The organism is Vibrio sp. J2-3(2022), from assembly GCF_021725735.1.
Lineage (GTDB): Bacteria > Pseudomonadota > Gammaproteobacteria > Enterobacterales > Vibrionaceae > Vibrio > Vibrio diabolicus.
Window position 1 is genome coordinate 547,755 of record NZ_JAKKCK010000003.1, and the last position, 22,813, is coordinate 570,567.

Here is a 22,813-nt window from a genome sequence, read left to right on the forward strand (position 1 = left end):
GTTTTTCGTGTCTTGAACCTAGGCTCAATAGTCATTAAAAAGACACCACTCTCTTCAATCTCACTAGTGAGATTGAAAGATAAAAACAATAAAAAAGCGACTTTCTCATTCGGAAACGAAACAAGGACAAATGAATAATGAATAAGGTGAGTTTATTAGCAGCGTCAGTGGCTATCGCTCTTACTGGCTGTGGCGGTTCAGATGGTGGTTCAAGCAGTGCTAACAACGGTGTTGTGATTACAGGCTTTGACGGCTACTTCAAACATGCAGTTGTTTTTGAAGATACGAACAACAACGGCCAATGGGACACTCAAGAAACATTCCTTGGTCTGACCGATGAGAAAGGTCAGCTTAAATTGGATGCAAAACCAGAAAACACTCTAGCACTGCAAACCATTACACCAAACGGTGCAAAGCAGAAACAGCTTATCGCTTTGGATGCTAAAGAGTACGCTGGCAAATACACGGTTGATATGGATCATCCAGGCCAAGCCATGGCCCACGAAATCGTGTTCCGTGCACCAACATCGTCAAACGTGATTTCACCTATCACAGACCTTGTTGCGATTGAAATGGCAAAAGATCCATCCATTAGTGAAGAGGACGCAAAAGCCAAGGTAAACCAAGCGCTAGGAGGCTCAGAAGAAGCACCAATTGATCTGTACAGTGATTTTGTTGAAGGTGCGACAAAAAACGCCGAACTACATAAAACCGCTCAGATTCTGACCGACTCAAAAGCGCAAAACCCAGCTAACTACGAGAAAAAGGCCACTGAATTTGCTCAAGCGGCAAACCAAGAAGTGGAACGTCTTGTTGCATCTGGCGAAAACATCAATGACCCAAGTCTACGTCCAATCATCACTGACACGACCCCAAATAGCGACAACTTAGCACCTGAAACGGCAATCAATAACAAGCTAACCGTAAACGAAACCGTCGAAGAAGCTGCTAAAGATAAGCTTGGCAAATTACCAAAAATCGTACAAGGCGCAGGCTTTGATGGCGTTGAACTAAACATCGAAGGTCTTTTCACAGACAAAGACCAAAACCTTGTGACAACCAAACTGACGCACAACTTAGCAGGCACAGGCATTGAAGTTGCGCAAACTGGAAATCTGATTGTTCTATATCCGACTGCTATCGTAGAAAAAGCTGGTGATTTTGAGATAGTCCTAACGGCGCAAGACATTGATTCTTCAGGTAAGGTTTTGGGTACGGTAAGCACCGTATTTAAGTTCGAAATCGAATCGGCAAACTTACCACCAACGGTTGTGGAAACAGAACAAGCGCGTCTACAGTCCATCGTTGATGGTTGGTACCTACAACAAGGTGAAGTATTTGAACAAACGCTCGATATTTCTAGCTTGTTCCAAGATAAAGACGGTCATATCACCGACTACTCAGCGGACTATGTGGACATTGAAGGTCTAACAGTATCTGAGGATGACAATGCGATTGTCACCATTAAAGGCACACCGACAAAAGCGAGCGAAGCTGGTGCAGCACTTGCGATTAGCGCAACAGATGGCCATACCGCGGTACAGATTGCGCTCAGCATGCCAACGGTTATTGAAGGCGTCACGCCACCACCAGTAGTACCGACTTTGGGCTTCACTCACGAGCACTTCAACGGTCAAGAGTGGAAAATGGGTAGCTTTGCACAAAAAGACGGTGAAATTGGCTATGCCATGTTGATGCAAGACTCTGAAGGCCTACTATTCTGCTGGGGCTCAAACCATGATGAGATGAATCAAGAGTACAAAGCGAGCATCAGCGACTTCCTAGAAAACACATGGGAACACGATGCCTACGCTATTCTTGCCGATCTGGACCAACAAACTGGTTACGCGGAATACCACAATAAAGACTGTGAAGACGTCGAGCTGAAAGACGGCAAGCTATACAACAGCTATGGCGAAGAGTATGAAATGCTGTACCAGCACACAACCGAGCATAACGGCACTCAGATGATCGTTAAAATCTCAGATGATGAGCTGTTCTGGATGGATTCAAGCAATACACCATTCGCAGAATCACTTTCGGTTGCAGAACACATCAAACACGGCACGGTAGAGCATGACTTGATGGTAGAAAGTAAAGGCTCGGGCGACGACAAAGTCCTGAAATACTCGTCAGGTACGTACGAGTACGACGCTGATACTTACAACTACACGTCGTTCATGCCAACAGGATTCCAAACTCCAGGTAATTGGGAAATCCAGGATGATGAAGGCCGTGAGCTGCTGATTCTAAAAGAAACAGGCTCAGAGTCAGATTACAAAACTCGTCATCGTTACATCAACCGTGATTTTGGTGACTTCTACATCGGTATTCGTTGGAGTAAAGAGCAAAACGGTCATGAATCCGCGCCGGAATATGGTCTGTACTCTCACAACAAAGAAGCCATGACAAGCATCGCGAGTTCACTCCCGATTTTGGAGCCTGGCGATGATGACTAAAGCAACCATCGTTAACCCTTGCTGTGATAGCGTGCATTTGCGTAGAAGACGCAGAACGCTTTGGGAACGCTTGGTCGGCATAAAAGAAGTGTATATCTGCTCTAACTGTCACAAAGAAACGCCACTCAAATAGCGATAATATTTGAGACCGCAAAAAAGCCCCGAACTCGGGGCTTTCTTCTATCTTTTGACCGCAATATTTGAGTCGTTATTTCACGCACACTAAGTTCAATAATGAGGTTCCGGTGAGCTGGTTTGGCTCACGATCTGCGAACAAACCTTTCTTATCTTTGCCCCAATACGGCAGTTGCAGTGGCCATTGATTTTTTTCCATCACACCAGACGCCCTCAACACTTTGAATTCTGCAGGGCTGGCTAAGCTCATACCCAGTTGCTGACATACTTTTTGCGAGTTTTCGTAGTTGAGACGATTCCACGGCTTGCCGTATTCCATGTAAAACTGATTGTGGTGATCGAGTAAATATGGCACCACGTACGTTTTGCCTTGTAAGGAGGTTCTCAACCGAACTTCAATGTCATCATTCCCGGTCACAACCGGCTTCGCTTTGGTCTTAGCAACAGGCTTGGAGGAAGAGTTATCACGTGTATTTTTTGCCTTGGTCTTTGACTTCTCTGCCGGCGCTGTAAAGGCGTCGGTATCAGCTCGCACGGCAGGAACTGGCGCGGATTTCGGGGTCACCGTCGGTGTTGGCTTAACCGAAGATGCGGCTGATTTCGACGGCACAGCGGGTTTAGATGGTGTCGTAGACTGTTTATTCTCTTTTCCAACCACGCGGATGAAAGCCTCTTTGTAATTCGACAAGGTTTTGACTCCTCGCAAATCCCCCCTCGCATCAGACAGATCTTTGTAAGGCCCAATCAAACAGCGATAACCTTGGGACTCCGGCTTCATCCACACGTCGGTCGTAATCTTGCTGTAAAGCGGCTTTGCTTTCGCGAGTGACATTGGCTTTGGTAGTAATCCGCATTGAATCCAGTAGAGGTAGTTGCCTCCTTGCGGCACTTTATTTCCCCATACTCCGTTACCAATTGGGCACGTTTTCTCAAGCATCGGCAGTTCTTTCTCGCTGGCTTGAGTAGCTTGGCAAAGGAACTCCTCCGCCGATACTGGGCTAGAAAACTGGGCGCATACCAGCAACAAGCCGAAAGCTAGGCTTGCTTGGAAGATACGAGATGGGTGTTGTGCCTTCTTCATTTCCATACACTTCACTCTAAATTAGTGGGTAAGGTCATTATGGCGGCAAAGCGCCAAAAAAATGTGAACAAAGAATAACTAGCAAAAAAAGAGCCGGAATTTGCATCCGGCTCTCAGTTTAGGAAGGAATTAAGCGAATTTACAACGCTTGGCGGGAAAATTCTTAGCCTTTGTACAATTTCGGGTTGAATACATCTCGTAACCAGTCACCCAATAAGTTGATAACCAGAACCAGTGTAACCAACACGATGCCTGGGAAGGCAGTAATCCACCACGCACCTGAGAAGATATAGTTAAAGCCGATGCTGATCAGCGCACCTAGTGATGGCTGATCGACAGGAAGACCCAAACCTAGGAATGACAGTGCCGCTTCCGACATGATCGCATTCGCTACCTGTACCGTCGAGATAACCAAGATTGGTGATAGACAGTTCGGCAGGATGTGACGGAACATGATGCGTGGCGCTTTAAAGCCCATCACGCGTGCCGCTTCTACGTATTCTTTCTTCTTCTCAGCCAGTACTGAAGCACGAATGGTACGTGCGTATTGCGGCCATTCAGCCACACCGATGATCACCACCAGCATCACCACCGCGTATTGGCTGTAAAAATCGCTGCCAAAGCTGGCTTTGAAAATGGCCGATACGATGATCGCCACCATCATGGTTGAGAACGATAGTTGAACATCCGCAAAGCGCATCAAGAAGCTATCGATACGACCACCGAAGTAACCCGCCGACAAACCAATGATGATACCCAAAATCAACTGAAGACCGACGGCTAAAAAGCCGATCGTCAAAGACAAACGAGAACCGTAAAGAATGGTCGATAAAATATCACGGCCTTGCTCATCAGTACCAAGAACAAAACGCTCATCGCCCTCTTCCATCCAAGACGGTGGTAGCTCTGAATCCATGATGTCGATAGACGTCAGATCATACGGGTCAGTCGGAGCTAGAATTGGCGCAGCTAATGCCAACACTAAGAACATCATAAAGACCGTAAAACTTGCCATCGCCACTTTGTCGCGCTTGAAGTAATACAAGAAGTCCGACTCTTTAAAACGCTGCCATGCAGATGGAGCGGCTTCAGGAGCTGGTGTTACATTTGATTGGCTCATGATTAAGCTCCTTTTCCAGTTAAGTTCACAGTTGGGTTGATGATGCCGTACAGCAAATCAACGATGGTATTGGTTACCACGAAAATCAGACCAACAAAGATAACGTAAGCTGTGATCAACGGTGTATCGACACGGTTGATTGCCTCTAGGAAAAGAAAGCCTGTACCCGGCCACTGGAATACGGTTTCGGTTAGGATGGTGTAAGCCACCATGGTACCAATCTGCACGCCACCTACCGTCAATACTGGCAGCATGGTGTTCTTAAGTGCATGTTGGTAATAAATCTTTTGTAAGTTCAGACCTTTTGCTTTGGCGAACTTAATGTATTCCGAGCTCAGTACTTCCAGCATTTCTGAACGTACCAGACGGATGAACAACGGCAGCATGATAGACGCTAGCGCAATACACGGCAGGATAAGGTGCTTAATACCATCGATGGTAAAGAAGCCAGATTCCCAACCAAGCAAGTTAGCGGTTTCACCTCGCCCGTAGGAAGGCAGCCAGCCGAGTTCGATGGAGAAGACGTACATCAGCATGATTGCGGTTAGGAACACCGGAATCGAGATGCCGACACTACTCATCGCCATAACAAATTTGGTAAAGACACTCTTCGGGTGAATCGCGGAATACACCCCGAGTGGTATAGAGAAAACGATAATGATGAGCGTCGCGCCAAACACGAGCTCTAATGTTGCCACCAGCTTATCGAGGATCACCTCAACCGCAGGTCGCTTGAAAAAGTATGATGTACCCAAATCACCTTGCAGTGCATTACCCACAAAGCGCGTGTACTTTGTGATAAAGGGATCGTTCAGGCCCAATTCGTCGCGTAGCGCTTGGCGCTCCGACTCCGAAACCGACTGACCTACAAGCTCACGCAGCGGATCACCCAGGTTGTCCTGAATGGCAAACGCCACCAAACTGATCACAAACATCACTATCAGTGCCTGAAACAGGCGCTTGACCAGAAACGAAAACATTCCTTGCCCCTTAACTATCCATAGATCTCTAAACTTAGAGAGAAAATTCAGTCTGTAAAACTGGCTCAATCCGACTGAAATAAAACCGAGCCAAGTGTCGAAAACAGAGAAGGACTGGCGCCCCTCTCTGTCATGACTAAGTATGATTACTCGACAACTAGGTCGCCAAAGTAAGGCATTACCATTGGGTTCACGATGTCTGCGGCTTTCACGTTAGACTTCGCACCCCACGCTTCACTTTGCCAGTGTAGCGGTACGAATGCAGCATCGTTGTATAGCGTCGCTTCGACACCTTTCAGCATTGCTGCACGTTTCGCAGGGTCCGTCTCTACGTTTGCAGCTTCAACCACTTTGTCCATTTCTGGGTTTGAGTAGTGACCACAGTTGTACTGACCACGACCGGTTTCTTCGTTACGAGTCATAGTTAGGAACTCGTTGAAGTTTGCCGAGTCCTCTGTATCCGAGTGCCAACCGATCATCAGCATGTCTGCCGCACACTTATCAAACTCAGGCCAGTATTGCGCTTTTGGCATAGTTTTCAGATCAACCTTGATGCCAATCTTAGACAACATTGCCGCCGCCGCTTGCGCTACTTTCGCATCGTTTACGTAGCGGTTGTTTGGCGCAATCATAGTTAGCGTCAGGCCGTCTTCGTAACCCGCTTCTTTCATCAGTTGTTTTGCTTTCTTCAGATCGTAGCGAGGTACTAGCTTGTCATCGTGACCAACGTAGCCAGTTGGACTCTGCTGACCAGCTGCTGTCGCGAAGCCTTTCATGATTTTCTTCACGATGCCTTCGTTGTTGATTGCGTGAACAATCGCTTGGCGAACGCGAACGTCTTTCAGTGCTTCGTTGCTGTTTTGGTTTAGTTGGAACGTGATGATACGAGTACCTGGTAGCGTTACTAGATCGATGCCGTCTGCGTCTTTCACACGTTTGTGATCGTTTGGTGCTACCGGGTGAATCATGTCAACGCCGCCAGAAAGTAGCGCAGCTACACGAGTCGCATCTTCTTTGATTGGAACAAGCGTTAGCTTATCAACGTTACCTTTCGACTCTTTGTCCCAGTAATCTTTAAAGCGTTCAAATTCCACTTTTACGCCCTGCTCACGTGATGTCACGATGAACGGACCCGTGCCAGAAACGTTAGTCGATGCGAATGAGTTACCGTGCTTCACTAGTTCAGACTTGTCTTTGCCGTCTGCGGTTTTACCCGTATAGAACTTGCTGTCCATAGGGAAAATGTACGTTGCAGTTTGCAGCACTAGTGGGTAAGGACCTTTGGTTACAAGATCGAACGTGTTGTCGTCCACTTTGACGATTTTCTCGTACGGGTCGAAAATGTTTTTAAAATCAGGAGAACTTTGTAGACGCTCAAACGTCCATACAACGTCGTCAGCCGTTAGGGTATTACCAGAGTGGAATTTCACACCTTCACGCAATTTAAAACGAACGGTAGTGTCGTTAATGCGCTCCCAGCTCTCTGCTAGACGAGGTTCGAAATCCATTTTTTGAGTAAAGCGAACTAACGGATCAAATACCATGTGTGACATTTGCAGTGTGCCACCTGATAGCTGCTCATGTGGGTCAAGCGATACTGGGTCAGCTGCGTAGCCAACTTTGATATCTGCTGCCAGTGCATTAAAGCTTAGGCCCGCCGCCATTAGCGCCACTGCTAATTTGCTTTTCATGGTTTTCATTTGCATAACTCCTTCATGCGGGGATACGGATCCCTTGTTGTTGTGTTTGCGTCTTTGTTATGACTAAAGGTTAGCCAAGCGAGGTGCTTGGTTTATGCCGTCTCGATCTCTTCTCGCAAGCCTGTAAATTCAGGCATCAGAGAAATCAATTTTTTGCTGTATTCGTGTTGGGGTGCCGTAAATAACTGTTCTGTTGGTGCCACTTCTAAAAGTGTACCCATTTGCATCACACCTACTCGGTCACACATCTGACGAATAACAGGTAAATCGTGGCTGATAAACAACATAGTCAAGTTCAGCTCACTTTGCAGATCTTTCAGCAAGTTTAGAATTTGTGCCTGTACCGATACGTCCAGTGCCGATGTCGGTTCATCACAAATCAAAAGTCGAGGACGAGTCGCCAACGCACGCGCAATAGAAATACGCTGACGCTGACCACCGGAGAATTCATGAGGGTACTTAAGCCCTGCCATACGACCCAAACCAACATGATCGAGAAGGTCATTCACGATTTGGCGAGTTTCCGACTCGTTTTTCGTCAGTTTATGAAAACGGATTGGCTCAGCAATAATATCGAATACCTTCATACGAGGGTTCATTGAGGTATACGGGTTTTGGAACACCATCTGCATCTGACGACGCATTGGGCGGCGTTCTTTCTCAGAGGTTAAAGCTGTCAGGTCAATACCCTCAAACTTCACCTGACCAGAGTTAGGTTGGTATAAACCAGCAATAACTCGCGCAATGGTTGATTTACCAGAGCCAGACTCACCCACCAAACCAAAGGTTTCGCCTTCATGCACTTCAAAGCTCACATTATTGGATGCCTGCACGTATTCGCGACGGCTTTCAAATAAAGAGTCTTTGGTGACAAAACGTAGATTAACGTTCTTCACGTCTAAAAGCGGGCCTGTGTACTCGCGCTCATCCTGGCTTTGTCCTAGCCAGTGATTCTTAATGTCGAGAGGCTCCATTTCTGCCGCTTCTTCGATGTAGCTGACCAAAGGGAATCGGTCTAGCTTTCTGTCTGAACGTGGAACGGCTGAAATTAGGCTGCGAGTATAGGAGTGATCAGGGTCGCCCAACACTTTGGCTGTTGGCCCAAACTCCACCAAGTCACCACGATACATTACCGCGACGCGGTCGGTGACGTTGGAGACTACACCCATATCGTGAGTAACCAGCATACAGCCGACATTGTTCTTGATACACAATTCTCGGATCAAGTTGAGGATTTGGTCTTGGATTGATACGTCCAGTGCCGTGGTTGGCTCATCGGCAATGATCAGATCTGGCTCACCAGCCAAAGCAATCGCAATGACGACACGCTGACGCATACCACCAGAGAATTGGTGTGGGTATTGTTTTAAGCGGTTTTCTGGCTGCGGGATGCCAACTTGCTGCATCAGAGAAAGCGCACGCTGATACGCCTCTTCATCAGAGACTTTCATGTTGGCGTGGATCGTCTCTTTCAGCTGCTGCTCAACCGTAAAAAGTGGGTTAAGTGAGGTCATTGGATCTTGGAAAATAAAACCAATCTTCGATCCGCGAACCTTACGCATCGCTTCTGGTGATAAACCAGAAATTTTTTCTCCATCCAGGAAAACATCGCCGCTAGCAACGCGACCTGGTGGGCTAAGCAAATCAATAACGGCGTTACCAACGGTGGATTTACCCGCACCTGATTCGCCAACAACACCCACGATTTCACCACGTTCAATATGAAAAGAAAGTGACTTCACGGCAGCGTGAACGCCGTGTCGGGATGGGTATTCAATACGAAGGTTTTTCACTTCTAATAGTGACATTTCAGACCTCTACTGCCTTGTCTGTGGTATCGAATCGCGCCAAAGGCACCATTCATCACCTGAATGAATCCGTTCAAATTCAGAATAATACTCTGAAATCTTAATGCGGAAACAATTTGGCAAAAATCACACAAAAAAGCAACAATTAAAGTATATTCCGCCGAGAAAACATTAAATAAACGCACAATGAACGAATAAAAATGCATTAACAAGTATTTAACCATTTTCATATCACACTATTTTTGTGCGCCATGCACCAATAAAACTAGAAAAATGCTCTAAAAATAAGCATGGGCCAACCAGAACCATTACCCACATTATTCACATGTGATTATTAACATTTAACAAACAATATCGTATGCGAAAAGCAATTTTTCAACATAAAAAACTATTAATAAAATAGTCGGCAAATATAAAAAGCCAAACTTAGAAAGAGAAAGGATAGGCTAAAACGTGAACACAACAGCAAAACCACACAAATCCTCTGTCGACGACGATTATGCGCCGCTTAAGCGGTTTGTTGACTAAACAAAAGAAAGTGCGGTTACCATCACTCTCCCATTGTAGGTGAAACACGTCGGTTTTAACCCTTTACGGCACAATTGAGAGTGGGATAATAGATAATCAATGTTAGAGCCAAGCTGTAAATGAAAGGAGCCCCTGTGCTTAAAGCGATTTTTTTTGATATGGACGAGACTTTATGTGCGACGTCACAAGCCGATAAAGTTGCAGGACAAAAGTTTACGACTTGGATTCATAAGACCTACCCGCAAGTTACCGAACCACAAGCTTTCTTACAGCGCTACTTACAGGGTGTGTACAAGAAGCTGAATGCGGAATTCCCTCACCTTGTGGCTCTGCTACCTGATGAAAACGCGTTCCGTTGTGGCCTGATCCAAAACATATTGGCGGAGCACGGAGTCAGCATTAATGCCGAAGAGGCTCAACAGGCTCAAGACTACTTTGACTCTGCACGTATGGGCGCGTTCACTTTCTTCCCTGGTGTAAAAGAAATGCTCAGCGACCTTCGTCAGCATTATAAACTCGTCGTGATCACTAACGGCCCGATTTTTTCTCAACACCCAAAACTCAACGCGACACAGATGAGCGACTGGGTGGACCATATTATTGTGGGGGGAGAAGAGCCTGAGGAAAAGCCCGCTGCGAGTATTTTTCAAAAAGCGCTCGACTTGGTCGAAGTAAAACCAGAAGAAGCCCTACACATTGGCGACTCTTTACCAGCAGATATAGCAGGCGCTAACAATATGGGCATTTTGAGTGTGTGGGTAAATGCGACAGGCGCAAGTAACTCAACAGATATAACGCCAAATTTTGAAATCCAAGAAACGGTAGAGCTGAGAGAAATCCTTAAAACACTCGCCCAATAAAAGTAGCGGATTAGAAAAACACAAAGCCCCAGACGTCGTTCTGGGGTTTATTTTGTCAGCTCGAAAAGCATTTGGATCATTGGTGGTCAAAAGCCCCTAGAGCTGTACACTTTTGGTGAAATTGAAATCGAATGCAGATGCTTTTAAGAGGATAGATGCAAAAAAGCCCCAGTCTTTCGACTGGGGCTCTAAATAGCGGTCGGTGAAGAGCCGAATTCTAACTTCAGGCGAACCCCACTTGGCTTCAAATCCATTGAAACATTACCGACTAATACAGTCCAAGCGAGAACATAAACTCTAAAACGACGAAAGCCTGCTAAAAAGCAGGCTTTCTAATAGTGGTCGGTGAAGAGGGATTCGAACCCCCGACCCTCTGGTCCCAAACCAGATGCGCTACCAAACTGCGCTATTCACCGAGCATATATTCTTTAAATAAAGAATGGGGTGGCTAACGAGACTTGAACTCGCGACAACCGGAATCACAATCCGGGGCTCTACCAACTGAGCTATAGCCACCATCAAATTGTCATGTTTACCGCTATCTCAGCCATAAACTAAATAGTGGTCGGTGAAGAGGGATTCGAACCCCCGACCCTCTGGTCCCAAACCAGATGCGCTACCAAACTGCGCTATTCACCGACGATGTTTTATCTTGATTTAATCAAGATTGGGAGCAATGCTACCGCATTCAATCTAAAAAAGAAAGAATGGGGTGGCTAACGAGACTTGAACTCGCGACAACCGGAATCACAATCCGGGGCTCTACCAACTGAGCTATAGCCACCACTGATTTTTACCGATGTATCCTCCGAGGCAATGGTACGCCCGAAAGGATTCGAACCTTCGACCTTTGGCTCCGGAGGCCAACGCTCTATCCAACTGAGCTACGGGCGCATGCCCTATCGGCGGAGTGGAATAATACGGATATCACACTATGCCGTCTAGTACTTTTTTTACTTTTTTTATCGTTTGGTCTCTTTTTCGACAGTTATCTTCCTTTAAACTGAATTTTTGATGTGATTCACGCCCTGTCATGGATAACTTGTTGTTTATTGCAACAAGTTATCGGGATATAATCACCCATTATTTACATTGATTTAACAGCTGCAACCAAGTTGTCTAATCATTCTATGCCATTCAGTGGAATTTAGTGATTTCTCTGCTCGGCATTAATACTCTAACTATATAAATAGGTAAGTCACTTACCTCGGGAATGTGAAGTGGGTTTAATGGATATGTCTCGACAAATGATTAGCGTTTTGTTCGCTGCCTTAACGTTTTCTACGGCAGCTTTAGCTTCTGACATCAGCCAAACTGAATACGATGCGATCGCAGAACGCATCCAACCTGTCGGTGATGTTTATCTAGCGGGTTCTGAGCCAGTGAAAGAAGAACCAACCGGTCCACGTGATGGCGCCACAGTTTATGGTACTTTTTGTATTGCTTGTCACGCATCTGGCGTAAACGGCGCACCTAAAACAGGTAATGCCGATGACTGGGCACCGCGTATTGCACAAGGCAAAGAGACGTTAGTGAAGCACGCGTTAGAAGGCTTCAATGCGATGCCTGCCAAAGGAACCTGTATGGACTGTTCTGACGATGAAATCATCGCAGCAATCGACCACATGATTGAAGGTCTATAAGTAAAGACATCAACGAAAAAGGCTTGCCAACTGGCAAGCCTTTTTGTTTTCAGTCAGTGAGAACAAGGTTACTCTACTTCTTAAACATTGCTCGAATATTGGCAATGTGTGCCTGACCTTTCGCCATACGCTCTTCTGCTGATACTGGCTTTTTGTTTACTTCCCATTCAACGTCATCAAATGGCAACTCATCCAAAAAGCGGCTTTGCGTCGGTTTGATCAACTCGCCGAACTGTCGACGCTCTTTACACATAGTGAAAGTCAGTTCACGCTGCGCACGGGTAATGCCAACATACATCAGACGACGCTCTTCTTCGACGTTGTCTTCATCAATACTGGTTTGGTGCGGTAAAATACCTTCTTCAGACCCAATTAAGTATACATATGGGAACTCAAGGCCTTTTGATGCATGCAGCGTCATCAGTTGTACTGCATCGCTGTCTTCATCTTCTTCGCCACGTTCCATCATGTCACGCAAGGTCAAACGTTGAACGACTTCTTTTAACGTTTTCTCTTCTTGATCGTAGTTGTCACCTTCTAGGTCCGCCACTATCCAGGAGTAAAGATCAGAAACGTTCTTCATTCGCATTTCAGCGGCTTTCGGGCTTGCTGAAGTTTCGTATAACCAATCTTCGTAATGGATATCGCGAACCAAGGAGCGAACCGCTTCGACGGTATCGCCACGCTCAGCTTGGTCAGCAATCGCCACTAACCATTGGGTGAAACGACGTAAGTTTTCCAGGCCGCGTCCCGTTAAGTGCTGTTCGAGCCCCATTTCAAAACTCGACTCAAACAGGCTCTTCCCACGCATATTGGCATAACTGCCTAGCTTTTCTAACGTTACTGGGCCAATTTCACGTCGTGGTGTATTCACAATGCGTAAGAATGCATTGTCGTCATCTGGGTTAACCAAAACGCGCAAATACGCCATGATGTCTTTAATTTCTGCTCGTGCAAAAAACGAGGTGCCACCAGAAATTTTATACGGCACACGGTTTTGCATTAGAGACTTTTCAATTAAGCGTGATTGGTGGTTACCACGGTACAAAATTGCGTAATCACGATAGTCGGTTCGATTCAAGAATTTGTGTGCTATCAACTCCCCCGTGACACGCTCAGCCTCGTGCTCTTCATTTTTAGCCAACAACACTTTGAGTTTTTCACCGTCAGGAATTTCTGAAAATAAGGACTTCTCATAGACGTGAGGGTTGTTGGCTATCAAAATGTTGGCCGCACGCAGGATTCGACTCGTAGAGCGGTAATTTTGCTCCAGCTTAATCAAACGCAAATTCGGATAATCTTCACCCAGCAACACGAGGTTCTGAGGTTTTGCGCCACGCCATGAATAAATAGACTGATCGTCATCCCCTACGACCGTCAATCGCCCACGTTCACCGACGATTAATTTCACCAACTCATATTGACTCGTGTTGGTATCTTGGTACTCATCAACCAGTAGATAACGGATGCGGTTCTGCCAACGTTGACGAACGTCTTCATGATTGCGCAAAAGTAAAACGGGCATCAAAATTAGGTCATCAAAATCGAGCGCGTTATAGGCTTTCATTTGCTTTTGGTACATATCAAAGCAGAACGCAAACAATTGCTGCTGCTCACCTTGCGCACGCGCTTTGGCTTGCTCTGGCGTCAACATGTCGTTTTTCCAATTGGAAATACAACTCAGAAGCTGACGTAGCAGATCTTTATCACCATCAAGCTGCTTTTCGGTAAGTTCCTTGAGTAGCGCCAGTTGGTCTTGGTCATCAAACAGTGAAAAGCCCGCTTTCAACCCTAAATGCTTGTATTCGCGTTTGATGATGTTTAATCCCAAGGTGTGGAACGTTGATACCATCAAACCTTTAGACTCGGCTTTCCCCAACGTTTGGCCGACACGTTCTTTCATCTCACGCGCCGCTTTGTTGGTAAACGTCACCGCTGCAATATTACGCGCTTTGTAGCCACATTGCTGAACCAGATAAGCGATTTTATTGGTAATAACACGAGTTTTGCCCGAGCCAGCACCAGCTAGCACTAGGCATGGACCAGACACGTATTTCACGGCTTCATCTTGACTAGGGTTCAGCTTCATAGAAATTCTCTGCGGGTGATAAATGTGGCGCCTATGATAAAGGGGTGGCCTCGTGAAAGCTACGCTGATTTCTTGTAATTTTCATACCAACAAGCGCAACATTCTGTTGCATAAAAGGCGGGTATTTGAGCTATAATGAATGAACGTTCATTCACTGGTGGTAGGATTATGAAGGATAACCCTGCTGTAGATAAGCGAGAACAAATCTTAGTCGCTGCAGAGCAACTCATTGCTGAATCGGGCTTTCAAGGGCTTTCCATGCAAAAGCTCGCCAATGAAGCAGGTGTCGCAGCAGGAACGATTTATCGTTATTTCTCAGATAAAGAACATCTTTTGGAGGAGTTACGCCTTAACGTAGCAAAGCGCGTCGCTACGGCTGTGCAACTGGGCGTGAGTGAAGAGATGCCTTTAAAACAGCGATATCGAACCATGTGGCTCAATATTTGGAATCTAGCGAGCTCGAATTTAAATGCGCTCAGCAATCGAGTTCAATATGAATCTCTACCCTGTTCAAATAGTAGCAAAGCTCGGGAACTTGAAAGACAAATGTTTGCCCAAGTAGATCTTCTTTTTAATCAGGGGAAAGAAGAGGGCGTATTCAAGCCTCTCGATAACGAAGTGCTTTCTGGATTGAGTTTTGAGGCAAGTGTTGCACTTGCTAGGAAACACGCTTTGGGATTTTATCAACTGGATAAGGCGGCATTAGAAGCTGCTATTGAAGCCAGTTGGGATGCAATTATTAAACACTAACTTGGAGTTCTTAATAGAATGAAAAAGTGGACTTTCTTTATGTTACTTATCGCCGTTCTATTGTTCGGCAGCGTGATAGGTTTCAACTTATTTAAGCAACAAAAGATTGCTGAATACATGGCAAACCGTCCTGAACCTGAGTTCCCAGTAACCGTGACGGAAGTACAAGCGGTTGATTGGGTTCCTGCTATAGAGGCAATTGGCTTTATTGAACCAAACCAAGGGGTTACCGTTGCTAATGAAACTAGCGGTGTTATCGACAAAATCGCATTTGATTCCGGTACTCAAGTCAAAGCAGGCCAGCCATTAGTACTGCTTGACTCTGACGTTGAGAAAGCGAATTTAAAGAGCTCGCAAGCCAAGTTGCCAGCAGCAGAAGCGAAATACAAACGCTACCAAGGGCTATTTAAAAAAGGCTCTATTTCTAAAGAAGCGTATGACGAAGCAGAAGCGAACTACTTCTCCTTAAAAGCGGACATTGAAAGCTTGAAAGCGACCATCGACCGACGCGAAATCAAAGCGCCATTTGATGGTGTGGTAGGTATTCGTAACGTGTACCTAGGTCAGTACCTACAAGCGGGTACTGATATTGTTCGCCTGGAAGACACCAGCGTGATGCGCTTACGCTTTACCGTGCCGCAAACCGATATCTCACGTATCAACATCGACCAAGAAGTGGATATCTTCGTGGATGCCTACCCAGAACAGCCTTTCAAAGGTTCAATTTCTGCGATTGAGCCTGCGGTTAACGTACAAAGTGGCTTGATTCAGGTTCAAGCAGATATCCCTAACAGTGATGGCAAACTGCGTAGTGGTATGTTCGCACGTGCAAACATCATTCTGCCTAAATTAGAAAATCAGGTCACTCTGCCTCAAACTGCGATCACGTTTACGCTATACGGCGACAATGTTTACATCGTAACGGAAGAAGATGGTGAGAAACGCGTTAAGCAGCATGTGGTAAAAGTTGGCGAACGCTCTAAAGATATCGCACACATTCTAGAAGGCGTGAAGCCAGGTGATGTAGTGGTGACATCGGGTCAAGTCCGTTTAAGTAACCACGCAAAAGTAAGCATTGTCGAAAGCGATGCAACTACCCCACCTGCTGAAACACCAATGCTTTAAGTTGGAGGCATCATGCGCTTTACAGATGTTTTTATAAAACGTCCAGTTTTAGCGGTATCGATCAGTTTTTTGATTGCATTGCTTGGTTTGCAAGCCGTGTTCAAAATGCAAGTTCGTGAATACCCTGAAATGACGAATACAGTGGTCACTGTGACCACCAGTTACTACGGTGCAAGTGCCAACTTGATCCAGGGCTTTATTACTCAGCCATTGGAGCAAGCGGTGGCGCAAGCCGATAATATTGATTATATGACCTCGCAATCGGTGTTAGGTAAATCAACCATTACTGTCAACATGAAGTTGAATACCGACCCAAACGCGGCATTGGCTGACATCTTAGCGAAAACTAACTCGGTACGTTCCCAGCTTCCAAAAGAAGCCGAAGACCCGACCGTAACGATGTCGACCGGTTCTACTACCGCGGTATTGTATATTGGTTTTACCAGTGACGAGTTGTCTTCCAGCCAGATCACCGACTACCTTGAGCGTGTAATCAACCCACAGCTATTCACTGTAAATGGTGTATCAAAAGTTGACCTTTACGGTGGTATGAAATACGCGCTGCGCGTATGGCTAGATCCAGCAAAAATGGGCGCGTTAAAGCTGACTGCAACGGATGTGATGAGCGTTCTTAACGCCAACAACTACCAATCTGCGACGGGTCAAGCGACGGGTGAGTTCGTGCTTTATAACGGTAGCGCGGATACTCAGGTATCAAACGTTGCTGAACTTGAAGCGTTGGTCGTAAAAACGGGTGAAGGGGACGTTATTCGCTTAGGTGATATCGCCAAGGTAACACTTGAGAAGAGTCACGACGTTTACCGTGCAAGTGCAAACGGCCAAGAAGCCGTGGTTGCTGCAATCAACGCCGCGCCAAGTGCCAACCCAATCAACATCGCTGCTGATGTGCTTGAATTATTACCTCAACTTGAGCGCAACTTACCAAGTAACATCAAAATGAACGTGATGTACGACTCTACCATTGCGATCAACGAGTCAATTCACGAAGTAGTGAAAACGATTCTTGAAGCGGCAATTATCGTACTTGTAGTGATCACACTGTTCCTAGGTTCGTTCCGTGCGGTCATCATTCCTATCGTCACTATTCCACTCTCTTTGATTGGTGTGGCGATGGTTATGCAGGCAATGGGCTTCTCTTGGAACTTAATGACACTACTAGCGATGGTACTTGCCATCGGCCTGGTGGTGGATGACGCGATCGTGGTGCTAGAAAACGTGGACCGTCATATCAAAGAAGGCGAGTCACCATTCCGTGCAGCAATCATTGGTACGCGCGAAATTGCTGTGCCAGTTATTGCGATGACATTAACGCTAGGTGCGGTATACGCACCAATCGCGTTGATGGGCGGTATTACGGGCTCGTTGTTCAAAGAGTTCGCTTTAACGCTAGCAGGTTCGGTATTTGTGTCCGGTATCATCGCTTTAACGCTATCACCTATGATGTGTTCAAAGATGCTGAAGGCGAACGAAAAGCCGAGCAAGTTTGAGCAAAAAGTTCACCATATCCTTGATGGCATGACTAATCGCTACGCAAATATGTTAAAAGCAGTAATGGCGAGCCGACCAGTGGTGATCGTATTTGCCATTATTGTATTTGCAAGCCTACCTGTTTTATTCAAGTTTATTCCTAGTGAACTAGCTCCTTCTGAAGATAAAGGTGTTGTTGTGCTCATAGGGACCGCACCATCGAATTCGAATTTGGACTACATCCAAAACACCATGGATGATGTGAATAAGATTCTCTCTGATCAACCAGAAGTAGAATACGCTCAGGTATTTAACGGTGTTCCGGATTCTAATCAAGCGTTTGGTTTAGCTACACTCAAACCATGGGGCGAACGAGAAGCGAGCCAAGCAGAAATCAAACAGCGTGTTGGTGGGCTTGTTTCGAGCATTCCGGGAATGTCTATTGCTGCCTACGAAATGCCGGAGCTACCAGGTGCTGGTTCAGGCCTTCCTGTACAGTTCGTAATTACAACACCAAACAACTTTGAAAGTTTGTTTACCGTTGCAAATGACATTCTGTCAGAAGTAGCAAGCAGTCCAATGTTTGTCTATTCCGATCTGGATCTGAAATATGATTCTGCAACGATGAAGATCAAGATCGATAAAGACAAAGCGGGTGCCTACGGTGTGACTATGCAAGACATTGGTATCACCCTCAGTACTATGATGGCAGATGGCTATGTAAACCGTATCGACCTAAATGGCCGTTCTTATGAGGTAATTCCTCAGGTTGAGCGTAAATGGCGTCTAAACCCAGAATCGATGAAGAACTACTATGTACGCTCTGTAGATGGTAAAGCGGTTCCATTAGGTAGTCTGATTACCATCGATGTGGTGGCCGAGCCTCGCTCTTTGCCACACTTCAACCAGTTAAACTCAGCGACTGTAGGTGCAGTTACTGGCCCTGGTGTCTCGATGGGAGATGCAGTTAATTGGTTTGAAAATATCGCGCAAACCAAACTGCCTGCAGGCTATAACCACGATTACATGGGCGAATCTCGTCAGTTTGTAACGGAAGGTAGTGCCTTGTATGCAACCTTTGGTCTTGCACTTGCGATCATCTTCCTCGTTCTGGCGATTCAATTTGAATCACTCCGCGACCCTATTGTCATCATGGTATCTGTACCGCTAGCAATATGTGGTGCCTTGATCGCGTTGGCGTGGGGTACGGCCTCAATGAACATCTACTCGCAAGTTGGTTTGATCACGCTGGTCGGCCTAATCACCAAGCACGGTATCTTGATCTGTGAAGTAGCCAAAGAAGAGCAGTTACATAATAAACTGTCTCGTATCGATGCGGTGATGGAGGCTGCGAAAGTGCGTCTTCGCCCTATCCTAATGACAACCGCAGCGATGATCGCAGGTCTTATCCCGCTGATGTACGCAACAGGTGCAGGTGCCGCGCAACGTTTCAGTATCGGTATCGTAATCGTTGCTGGTCTAGCAATTGGTACATTGTTCACACTATTCGTACTACCTGTGATTTACAGCTACCTAGCAGAAAAACACAAACCACTGCCAGTATTTGTTGAAGACAAAGACTTGGAGAAATTGGCACGAGTTGATGAAGCGAAAGCAGCCCACCGTGAATTAGCGGATAACAGATAAGCTTTTAAGGCATTCAAAAAGGTCACTTCGGTGACCTTTTTTATTGCCGCTCTCTTTTTTGCCATCTAAATGGCGACTTTCACGTATCATTTACTTAAAATGAGGACAAATCAAAAGGAGTTTTAGCCACTATGTTTGACCCAAAGAAATTAGAGCAAATTGCTAAACAGATTCACGACTCAATGCCTCAACCTGTAAAAGAGTTGGGCTCTGATGTTGATCAGAAGGTTCGCCAAGTAATCCAAGGCCAACTGAATAAGCTAGATGTAGTAAGCCGCGAAGAGTTTGATGTTCAAACTCAAGTTTTACTGCGCACGCGTCAAAAGCTGACAGAAATGGAACAGAAATTGGCGGAGCTTGAAGAGAAGCTTGCAGAAAAATAAGTGTTAAAACGCTCCTCATAAAGGAGCGTTTTTTTATTCAGATTAAACCGACTTGTTTCATAAGTGGCTAAAAAGAAAAAGCTTGGTCAACGGCGACCAAGCTTTTTGATTAGATGTCGTGTTTTTGTATTTATCGACTCCAGTCTGGCCAGAGTTCATTTAATATTTTCTCTACTTTGAAGCAAAGAAAATTAGCCACCAACCGCGATGCGCTTCATATCTGTCATATAACCACGTAGTTCTTCACCGATATATTCTACAGGGTGGTTGCGGATTGTTTCATTCACAGCGATAAGAGTCGCGTTATCCACTTGGTTAGAAGTTTCACCTAGACCTTTACCAATGACGTCTGTACTAACAGAAGGCATGAATTTTTCACGCAGTAGCGGCGTTGCTACATTAGCAAATAGGTAGTTACCATATTCAGCCGTATCAGAGATAACCACGTTCATCTCGTATAAACGCTTACGTGCGATAGTGTTTGCGATAAGTGGCAGCTCGTGTAGAGACTCGTAGTAAGCAGACTCATCGATGATGCCAGATGCCGTCATTGCTTCGAATGCTAGCTCAACACCCGCACGAACCATAGCAACCATCAGGATACCGTTATCGAAGTACTCCTGCTCAGAGATTTCTACGTCAGTTTCTGGGTAGTTTTCGAAAGCAGTTTCACCCGTTTCTGCACGCCAGCCTAGTAGGTTTGCATCGTCGTTTGCCCAGTCAGCCATCATCGTGCTAGAGAAGTGACCTGTGATGATGTCATCCATGTGCTTGTTGTATAGCGGACGCATCAGCTCTTTTAGCTCTTCAGAAAGCTCAAATGCTTTCACTTTCGCAGGGTTAGTTAGGCGATCCATCATATGAGTGATACCACCAAACTTCAGAGCTTCCGTGATCGTTTCCCAGCCGTATTGAAGAAGCTTGCCTGCGTAGCCAGGTTCGATACCGTCAGCAATCATCTTCTCGTAACATACGATAGAACCAGCCTGCAACATGCCACAAAGGATAGTTTGCTCACCCATTAGGTCAGATTTCACCTCAGCAACAAAAGAAGACTCTAGACAGCCTGCACGGTGACCACCTGTTGCTGCAGCCCAAGCTTTCGCGATATCCCAACCTTCACCTTTTGGGTCGTTCTCTGGGTGAACAGCGATAAGAGTTGGAACACCGAAACCACGCTTGTATTCTTCACGAACTTCCGTACCCGGACATTTAGGTGCAACCATTACTACCGTTAGGTCTTTACGGATTTGCATGCCTTCTTCAACAACGTTGAAACCGTGAGAGTAACCCAGTGCTGCGCCTTCTTTCATTAGCGGCATTACCGTCTCAACAACGTTTGTGTGCTGCTTATCAGGAGTAAGGTTTACTACTAAGTCAGCTTGTGGAATTAGCGTTTCGTAGCTACCTACCTCAAAACCGTTGTCTTTTGCGTTTTTGAATGACTGGCGTTGCTCATCAATCGCTGCTTGGCGAAGCGCATAAGCAACGTCTAGACCAGAGTCACGCATATTCAGACCTTGGTTAAGACCTTGAGCACCACAACCTACGATGACCACTTTCTTGCCTTTTAAGTAATCCGCTTCTGAAGCAAATTCGCTACGGTCCATAAAGCGACAACGACCTAATTGGTCCAACTGCTCGCGCAAGTTTAAGGTATTGAAATAATTAGCCATCTGGGTGCTCCTTTAAGATTCTTCCATTGAGGTCGGTAATTGCCTTACCGAATAACTTCATACTAAAACAGACATTAAATTGCTTAAAGTGATATATTCACAATTAGTTATTGCAATTTGTGCAACATGGAAATGAAGATTTAATGAATATCAAAAGCCTGCAACTTTTTATTCATCTGTGTGAGAGTAAAAGTTTCGCTAAGACCGCAGCAGCGATGCATGTGAGTCCTTCAGCCTTGAGCAGACAAGTACAAAAGCTAGAGGAAGAAACTGGCCAACAATTATTTTTGCGGGACAATCGCAGTGTTGATTTAACGAGCCAAGGCAAAAAACTGGTTCCTGTCGCCTTAAAAATTCTTGGCGAATGGCAGCAGTACCAAAGTCACCTAAAGGGAGCAGAGGACGAGTTGAAAGGAGAAATCCGTCTCTTTTGTTCGGTTACTGCAAGCTACAGCCACCTGCCAGAGTTAATCTCTGATTTTCGTCTGCAGCATCCTTTTATCGAATTTAAGCTATCAACCGGCGATCCAGCTCAAGCGATCGACAAAATTCTAGCAGATGAAGCCGATATTGCCATCTCAGCCAAATCTGAGCAGATGCCAAGCAAAATCGCATTTGAAACGATCAGTGAAATACCGCTTTCTGTCATCGCTCCTGTCGGCGTGAGTTCATTTGCGGAGGAGCTACAAAAAGAAAGACCAAACTGGTCAGTCATTCCATTCATTCTCCCAGAAGCAGGGACAGCAAGAGATAGAGCCAATACTTGGCTCAAACAAATGAAAATAAAGCCGAATATCTACGCGCAAACGTCAGGGCATGAAGCCATCGTAAGTATGGTTGCACTAGGATGCGGTGTAGGTATCGCACCTGATGTCGTGATCAACAATAGCCCGGTGAGAGAGAAGATAAATCGCTTAAAAGTGTTGCCAATTAAGCCTTTTGAACTTGGTGTCTGCTGCAACAAAAATCAGTTAGAGAATCCATTAGTGAAGGCTTTTTGGAAAGTGGCAGAGAGTAAATACATTACACCTTAACGATAGATGTTTTGAGTTCTGAGTGCTTAGGTAATTTTCAAAACCCAGAAACGTAAAAAAGCCCACTCTTTCGAGTGGGCTTTTTCAAATTTAAAGCCTGGCGATGTCCTACTCTCACATGGGGAAGCCCCACACTACCATCGGCGCTATTTCGTTTCACTTCTGAGTTCGGCATGGAAATCAGGTGGGTCCAAAACGCTATGGTCGCCAAGCAAATTCTTTAATTCGGAAAGCTGTTTCTTAATTCTCGTTCTTACACATTCAATGTTCTTTCATTGAGTCCATCAAAACCCCTTGGGTGTTGTAT

At 45.7% G+C, this 22,813-nt stretch carries 16 protein-coding genes, 5 tRNA genes and 1 rRNA gene; 9 read left to right on the forward strand and 13 right to left on the reverse strand.

All coding sequences use genetic code 11. The annotated features are described in order from the left end of the window. Nucleotides 1–137: 137 nt before the first annotated feature. Both L3V27_RS14980 and L3V27_RS14985 read left to right on the forward strand, forming a co-directional pair. The gene (locus L3V27_RS14980) at nt 138–2,459 is read left to right on the forward strand and encodes an acid phosphatase (protein WP_237312183.1); all 2,322 of its coding nucleotides are present in this window, start codon (nt 138–140) and stop codon (nt 2,457–2,459) included. After that, nucleotides 2,449–2,592 carry a hypothetical protein gene (locus L3V27_RS14985; RefSeq protein ID WP_012841245.1) on the forward strand — a complete coding sequence of 48 codons (144 nt, stop codon included), beginning with the start codon at nt 2,449–2,451 and terminating at the stop codon, nt 2,590–2,592. The genes L3V27_RS14980 and L3V27_RS14985 overlap by 11 nt, the downstream gene beginning before the upstream one ends. 75 nt (nt 2,593–2,667) lie before the next feature. Here L3V27_RS14985 and L3V27_RS14990 read toward each other — a convergent pair whose 3' ends face one another. The 5 genes from L3V27_RS14990 to L3V27_RS15010 form a co-directional block, all read right to left on the reverse strand. After that, a complete protein-coding gene (locus L3V27_RS14990; protein WP_237312184.1) occupies nt 2,668–3,681 on the reverse strand; it encodes an SPOR domain-containing protein in 1,014 nt (337 codons plus the stop codon). 157 nt (nt 3,682–3,838) lie between these two features. Continuing rightward, entirely contained in the window at nt 3,839–4,795 is a 957-nt protein-coding gene (locus tag L3V27_RS14995) for an ABC transporter permease (RefSeq protein ID WP_005394358.1), read from the reverse strand. Between the two features lie 2 nt (nt 4,796–4,797). After that, nucleotides 4,798–5,775, reverse strand: a complete 978-nt coding sequence (locus tag L3V27_RS15000) for an ABC transporter permease (RefSeq protein WP_069549306.1) — start codon at nt 5,773–5,775, stop codon at nt 4,798–4,800. A 146-nt stretch (nt 5,776–5,921) separates the two neighbouring features. Further along, the gene (locus tag L3V27_RS15005) at nt 5,922–7,475 is read right to left on the reverse strand and encodes an ABC transporter substrate-binding protein (protein WP_046874194.1); all 1,554 of its coding nucleotides are present in this window, start codon (nt 7,473–7,475) and stop codon (nt 5,922–5,924) included. Between the two features lie 92 nt (nt 7,476–7,567). Then, entirely contained in the window at nt 7,568–9,283 is a 1,716-nt protein-coding gene (locus tag L3V27_RS15010; RefSeq protein ID WP_005379108.1) for an ABC transporter ATP-binding protein, read from the reverse strand. Between the two features lie 662 nt (nt 9,284–9,945). Here L3V27_RS15010 and L3V27_RS15015 point away from each other — a divergent pair. Further along, on the forward strand, nt 9,946–10,671 hold the full coding sequence (locus L3V27_RS15015) for an HAD family hydrolase (protein WP_012841247.1): 726 nt from the start codon (nt 9,946–9,948) through the stop codon (nt 10,669–10,671). 339 nt (nt 10,672–11,010) lie between these two features. On the opposite strand, the gene L3V27_RS15020 is transcribed toward L3V27_RS15015, so the two are convergent. The 5 genes from L3V27_RS15020 to L3V27_RS15040 all read right to left on the reverse strand — a co-directional run bounded on the left by L3V27_RS15020 (nt 11,011) and on the right by L3V27_RS15040 (nt 11,565). Then, a tRNA-Pro gene (locus tag L3V27_RS15020) sits at nt 11,011–11,087 on the reverse strand. Between the two features lie 24 nt (nt 11,088–11,111). Continuing rightward, nucleotides 11,112–11,187 (reverse strand) — tRNA-His (locus L3V27_RS15025). Nucleotides 11,188–11,233: 46 nt separating this feature from the next. After that, nucleotides 11,234–11,310, reverse strand: a tRNA-Pro gene (locus tag L3V27_RS15030). Nucleotides 11,311–11,379: 69 nt separating this feature from the next. Continuing rightward, nucleotides 11,380–11,455: transfer RNA gene (locus L3V27_RS15035), tRNA-His, on the reverse strand. Between the two features lie 33 nt (nt 11,456–11,488). Next, nucleotides 11,489–11,565, reverse strand: a tRNA-Arg gene (locus L3V27_RS15040). A gap of 335 nt (nt 11,566–11,900) precedes the next feature. Here L3V27_RS15040 and L3V27_RS15045 point away from each other — a divergent pair. Then, nucleotides 11,901–12,314 carry a cytochrome c5 family protein gene (locus L3V27_RS15045; RefSeq protein WP_012841248.1) on the forward strand — a complete coding sequence of 138 codons (414 nt, stop codon included), beginning with the start codon at nt 11,901–11,903 and terminating at the stop codon, nt 12,312–12,314. Between the two features lie 73 nt (nt 12,315–12,387). On the opposite strand, the gene rep is transcribed toward L3V27_RS15045, so the two are convergent. Continuing rightward, the gene (gene rep / locus L3V27_RS15050; RefSeq protein ID WP_005398170.1) at nt 12,388–14,403 is read right to left on the reverse strand and encodes a DNA helicase Rep; all 2,016 of its coding nucleotides are present in this window, start codon (nt 14,401–14,403) and stop codon (nt 12,388–12,390) included. Nucleotides 14,404–14,571: 168 nt separating this feature from the next. Between rep and L3V27_RS15055 the strand changes: the two genes are divergently transcribed. The 4 genes from L3V27_RS15055 to L3V27_RS15070 all read left to right on the forward strand — a co-directional run bounded on the left by L3V27_RS15055 (nt 14,572) and on the right by L3V27_RS15070 (nt 19,796). Then, nucleotides 14,572–15,153: a TetR/AcrR family transcriptional regulator gene (locus L3V27_RS15055; protein ID WP_005398171.1), complete on the forward strand. Its 582-nt coding sequence runs from the start codon at nt 14,572–14,574 to the stop codon at nt 15,151–15,153. Between the two features lie 18 nt (nt 15,154–15,171). Beyond that, complete coding sequence (gene vmeC, locus L3V27_RS15060; RefSeq protein WP_237312186.1) at nt 15,172–16,278, forward strand: multidrug efflux RND transporter periplasmic adaptor subunit VmeC; 1,107 nt, start codon at nt 15,172–15,174, stop codon at nt 16,276–16,278. A 12-nt stretch (nt 16,279–16,290) separates the two neighbouring features. Beyond that, complete coding sequence (gene vmeD / locus L3V27_RS15065; protein ID WP_006743289.1) at nt 16,291–19,413, forward strand: multidrug efflux RND transporter permease subunit VmeD; 3,123 nt, start codon at nt 16,291–16,293, stop codon at nt 19,411–19,413. A gap of 131 nt (nt 19,414–19,544) precedes the next feature. Beyond that, complete coding sequence (locus tag L3V27_RS15070; RefSeq protein WP_005398178.1) at nt 19,545–19,796, forward strand: accessory factor UbiK family protein; 252 nt, start codon at nt 19,545–19,547, stop codon at nt 19,794–19,796. Between the two features lie 191 nt (nt 19,797–19,987). On the opposite strand, the gene ilvC is transcribed toward L3V27_RS15070, so the two are convergent. Then, complete coding sequence (ilvC, locus tag L3V27_RS15075) at nt 19,988–21,472, reverse strand: ketol-acid reductoisomerase (protein WP_109168648.1); 1,485 nt, start codon at nt 21,470–21,472, stop codon at nt 19,988–19,990. 143 nt (nt 21,473–21,615) lie between these two features. Here ilvC and ilvY point away from each other — a divergent pair, with 143 nt between their 5' ends. Further along, a complete protein-coding gene (gene ilvY / locus L3V27_RS15080) occupies nt 21,616–22,506 on the forward strand; it encodes an HTH-type transcriptional activator IlvY (RefSeq protein ID WP_104971105.1) in 891 nt (296 codons plus the stop codon). A gap of 95 nt (nt 22,507–22,601) precedes the next feature. Here the strand turns inward: ilvY and rrf are convergent. Further along, nucleotides 22,602–22,718: ribosomal RNA gene (rrf, locus tag L3V27_RS15085) — 5S ribosomal RNA — on the reverse strand. Between the last annotated feature and the right edge of the window lie 95 nt (nt 22,719–22,813).